This window comes from Psychrobacter sp. TB55-MNA-CIBAN-0194, assembly GCF_040309505.1.
In the GTDB taxonomy this organism is placed as follows: domain Bacteria; phylum Pseudomonadota; class Gammaproteobacteria; order Pseudomonadales; family Moraxellaceae; genus Psychrobacter; species Psychrobacter fozii.
The window spans coordinates 1-323 of sequence record NZ_JBEOOW010000094.1 but is presented as its reverse complement, the minus strand read 5'-3'; the positions used below and the strand labels follow the sequence as shown (position 1 = coordinate 323).

The 323-nt window shown below is 44.6% G+C and carries 1 protein-coding gene; it reads right to left on the bottom strand.

Annotation, left to right across the window (positions count from 1 at the left end):
- The coding region (locus tag AAEY75_RS14390) for a hypothetical protein (protein WP_352259941.1) at window positions 1-323 on the bottom strand (323 nt) is incomplete at both ends.

Sequence of the window (323 nt, the reverse complement as noted above, 5' to 3'; positions counted from 1 at the left end):
GTTTTTAACTGATTGGCTAATACGTACTTTCACAATTGCGTGAAGGTCTGCATTGCCACTGCGGTATGCTTTTTCTGCTTCTTTTGGATCTTTAAATATCGCGCCTTCGCCTTTAGCGTTAATGCGGTCACGAGTCATGTAATAAAGACCCAATACAACATCCTGTGAAGGAACGATGATTGGCTCACCATTAGCAGGCGATAAGATGTTGTTTGTAGACATCATTAACGCGCGAGCTTCAAGTTGCGCTTCAATTGTTAGCGGTACGTGTACCGCCATTTGGTCACCATCGAAATCGGCGTTGTACGCCGCACATACTAATG